This window comes from Bacillus sp. AC266, from assembly GCF_979253805.1.
Map to the genome: position 1 here is coordinate 1 of NZ_CEEDEC010000077.1, position 233 is coordinate 233.

Consider the following 233-nt stretch of genomic DNA (forward strand, 5'->3'; position numbering starts at 1 on the left):
TGCACGAATAATACCAAACGGAACTTCAAATTGGTGGCATACTTGCGCAACAGCTGCTGCTTCCATTTCTACTGCATAAAGATCTTCAAATTTATCACGAATTGCAGCAACGCGGTTCGGATCACTCATAAATGAATCACCTGTTGCAATCATACCATTTACAACTTGAATATTTTCTTCTGCCTGCATACATTTCTCAGCTAATGCAACTAATGCCTCATCAGCTTTAAATC

The 233-nt window shown here is 39.1% G+C and carries 1 protein-coding gene; it reads right to left on the reverse strand.

All coding sequences use genetic code 11. The annotated features are described in order from the left end of the window. A partial coding sequence (gene mtnN / locus AC0IXC_RS29410) for a 5'-methylthioadenosine/S-adenosylhomocysteine nucleosidase (RefSeq protein WP_471653732.1) occupies positions 1-233 on the reverse strand: 233 nt, incomplete at both ends.